The organism is Streptomyces sp. NH27, from assembly GCF_056859195.1.
The window spans coordinates 1-3,714 of the sequence record NZ_JACEGK010000658.1; the positions used below are offsets into that span (position 1 = coordinate 1).

The 3,714-nt window shown below is 68.9% G+C and carries 3 protein-coding genes; all 3 read right to left on the reverse strand.

Annotated features, from left to right (window positions below):
- On the reverse strand, positions 1 to 1,138 hold a 1,138-nt coding region (locus tag AC13HU_RS33920), incomplete at its 3' end, for an NADH-quinone oxidoreductase subunit D (protein ID WP_483045831.1).
- Positions 1,139 to 1,168: 30 nt separating this feature from the next.
- Complete coding sequence (locus tag AC13HU_RS33925) at positions 1,169 to 1,897, reverse strand: PaeR7I family type II restriction endonuclease (protein WP_483045832.1); 729 nt, start codon at positions 1,895 to 1,897, stop codon at positions 1,169 to 1,171.
- Positions 1,898 to 1,937: 40 nt separating this feature from the next.
- Positions 1,938 to 3,599, reverse strand: a complete 1,662-nt coding sequence (locus AC13HU_RS33930) for an Eco57I restriction-modification methylase domain-containing protein (RefSeq protein WP_483045833.1) — start codon at positions 3,597 to 3,599, stop codon at positions 1,938 to 1,940.
- Positions 3,600 to 3,714 lie beyond the last annotated feature (115 nt).

The following is a 3,714-nucleotide window of genomic DNA, read 5'->3' on the forward strand; positions in this document are numbered from 1 at the left end:
TGTCGATGTCGCCGACGACGAAGAACATCGAGCCGAGGATCGCGACCATGTCGGCCACCTGGGTGCCCGGCAGCAGCACGTTCAGCGCCTGGATGTTGTTGAACGACGCGGAGCGCAGCTTCAGCCGGTACGGGGTCTTCTCGCCCTTGGACACCAGGTAGTAGCCGTTGAGGCCGAGCGGGTTCTCGGTCCAGGCGTAGGTGTGGCCCTCGGGGGCCTTGAGGACCTTCGGCAGGCGCTGGTTGACCGGGCCGGGCGGCAGTTCGGCGAGCCGGTCCAGGCAGGCGTCGGCCAGCGCCAGCGCGTTGTGGGTCTGCTCCAGCAGCACCTCGAACCGGGCCAGGCAGTCGCCCTCGGTGCGGGTGGCGACCTTCAGGGTGCCGCCCAACTCCCCGTACCCGAGGTACGGTTCGTCGCGCCGCAGGTCGAAGTCGACGCCGGAGGCGCGGGCGATCGGCCCGCTCACCCCGAACGCGTGCACGTCGGCCGCCGACAGCACCCCCACACCCCGGGTGCGGCCGCGGAAGATCTCGTTGCCGAGCACCAGGTCGTCGAAGCGGCCCATCCGCGACCGCACGCCGGCCACCACCGCCCGCGCCCGCCCGGTCCAGCCGTTCGGCAGGTCCTCCTTCAGGCCGCCGACCCGGTTGAACATGTAGTGCATCCGGCCGCCGGAGACCTCCTCCATCACGTGCTGCAACTCCTCGCGCTCGGTGAACGCGTAGAAGATCGGCGTGATCCCGCCCAGCTCCAGCGGATACGACCCCAGGAACATCAGATGGTTCAGCACCCGGTTCAGCTCCGCGAGCAGGGTGCGGGTCCACACCGCCCGCTCGGGCACCTCCATGCCGAGCATCCGCTCCACCGCGAGCACCACGCCCAGCTCGTTGGAGAACGCCGACAGCCAGTCGTGCCGGTTCGCCAGCATGATGATCTGCCGGTAGTCCCGCGCCTCGAAGAGCTTCTCCGCGCCGCGGTGCATGTACCCGATGATCGGCTCCGCGGTCCTGATCCGCTCCCCGTCCAGCACGAGCCGCAACCGCAGGACCCCATGCGTCGAGGGATGCTGCGGCCCGATGTTCAGCACCATGTCCGTGCTCTCGGCCGCCCCACCGACCCCGACCGTCGTCTCCGTCATGCCCCCATCCTCTCAGGCCACCCGGCGGCGTCAGACGGCGTGCTTCGGAAGCGGCCTCACTTCGCCGTCCTCGAACATGCCGTGCAAGCCGTGCGCGAACCTGTCCCACGTCACCGAGGGACGGGGCTCGAACCAGTCGAAGGGATGTTCCTGGACCCCGACGGCCCATGCGAAGTGGTAGAGGCCGGTCTCCAGCATCCGTTCGCACATGAGCGCCGACCGTTCGAGGTAGCCGGCCCCCTCGAACGCCGGATCGCTCTCGCCCGCCGCGACCTGCGGCACGGTGACGGGCTTCGTACTGGCGGGCGTCATCGCCATGACGAACACGTAGGCGCGGCGCATGGTCCGCGGCAGCAGTCCGTGGATCTCGGCCTGCCGGACGTCCTCGGCCACGCCGAACACCTCGTCCGCACGGTTGTTGAGGTTCTTGCCCTCGCTTCCGCTCATCGACTTGTACTCGACCGCGAGGACCGGCTCGCCGTGCTGGAGCACAAGGAGGTCCCATGCCTTGGTCGGACGGTAGTAGCCGGGCAGGACCGCGCTCCGCGCGACCCGGAGCTCGAGTCCCCGCGCCCCGGTTGCCGCCAACTCGTCCTGGACGAGGCGGTCGATCGCGTTCAGGTGCTTTCCACCCGTCACCGCGGGCCGGTTGCCGTCCTGGGCGTTGCCGGTGCTGTTCGAGCGCAGCGCCTGTTCTATCCGGGTGTCGGTCCAACTGCGCAGTGCGAGATCGACACGCATCTCCGTGCCTCGGATCATTCCCGCTCCTCTTCCTGATTCTGTTTGTTGTGCGGGTCGGTCAGTCGGGCAGCGAGTCCAGCCCGTAGGCGCGAAGCGCCGCGGTCGTGGCACGTGCGCGATCGCGTGTGCGGAACGCCGCTTTGAGCTCGTCCAGCACCGGCTCCGGAATGCCGGCCAGCTCGGGCACGCGGACCCGTCGTAGGTACTGGGCCTGGAACCGCATGGTCTTGCCGCGCATTTTGACGCAGTAGGCCGACACCTGCTTCTCCACCGCCTCGCTCAGCAGCAGCCCGCCCAGCGCCTCCATGTCCCACGCCTCGGACACGAGGTAGTAGAGATTGTGGTGCGGGTAGAAACCCACCGGAGCCAGTACGGGGTGGATATACGCTTTCATGTCCTGGAGCAGCAGCGTCGGTCTGGTCAGCAGCTCCATGGAGACCCGGTCGATGGTGCGGTACCAACTCCCCGTGCTCCGGCGCGCGATGGAACGGCCCCGCAGCGCGGCCGAATGGTGTCCGAAGTACTCGGCCATGCGCGGCCATCGGCCGATGTCGACGAGGCCGTGTTCATCCCACGGATTGACCAGGTAGTGGCCGCTCCACACGAATGAACCGGACTTGGTGTCGGTGGCCATGGACAGCGGGAGCATCCGCTCCGCCTCGGCGGCCTGCGCGTCACGAGTGACGTATACGGCGTCCGCTCCGGTGGCCACGCCGATACTGATGCGCGTGCCGGTCCGCTCGTCCTGCAGTGGCGGGCACTCGGCCGCCAGGCGTTCCAACCAGGCGAGCACGGCGGGGGAGCCGTCGGGCCACGACTCGCTCGTACCGTGCCAGGTCGGGATGCGGTTGGCCGTGACGCCCGGACTGTGGAAAGACGTGCGGGAACCGCGGGCCCAATCCCGGAACTCGTCGGCATCGGCCGCCTCGAACGAACGGGTGGCGTCACCCAGGACCGCCGACCCTTGGGTGTCCCGTCTCAGCACGGTGATTGCCGGATAGGCGCTGACCTCGTCGACGAACGCGGGGGCGTCATGCATGATCAGCGAGGTCTCCATCGCATATCCACCGGAGACGACCTTCTCACGCAGCCGCTTGCCGTACTGGTTGCGCATCCAGCGGTCCGCGCAGATGAAGCCGAGCCGGCCGCCGGGCGCAAGGAGGTCGAGGCCGCGCTCGAAGAAGCCGACGTAGATGTCGGCTCGCCCGCCCATCGTCGGACACGCCTTGCGGTAAGCGGCGAGCAGGTCCGCTTCGATGTCCTCGATCCGGATGTACGGCGGATTCCCGACCACGAGGTCCGCGGCTCGTTCGCGGTGGTCGATGAGCAGGAAGTCCCCGACTCGCAGCCATGCGTCCGCGAGGTCCTGGGCCGTCTGCTCGGGGCATCCGGCCGCGGTGAGGACCTCAACCGCCTTCGCCCGGCAGCGCAGTACGTGTTTGCGCTGTACATCCCATCCACGCAGGCTGTCCCGGAGGTCCTGCCACGGCAGATCGGGAGCGTGTTTCCGGCGGGACCGCACGAGCCGCTCGACCATGACCTCGAGGAAGGCGCCGGAACCCACGGCGGGCTCCACCGCGCGCAGCCGTGTCAGGTCGTGCTCCGCTTCGTACCCGCACAGGTCGAGGACCAGGTCGACCACCCAGCGGCGGGTGAACACGGCACCGAGGCTGGACAGCGGGATTGCGGGCGGGGGAGCCACCGGGACCGGAGAACGCATGAGGTGAAGCCTAGGCGCTGGTGCCGACATACCCGTCGAAGCAGGCGCGGCGGGCTACGCCCTGGGCGGATTCGCTGGGGGCGGATTTGCTGGAGAGACGCGGCGAGGTGGAGGG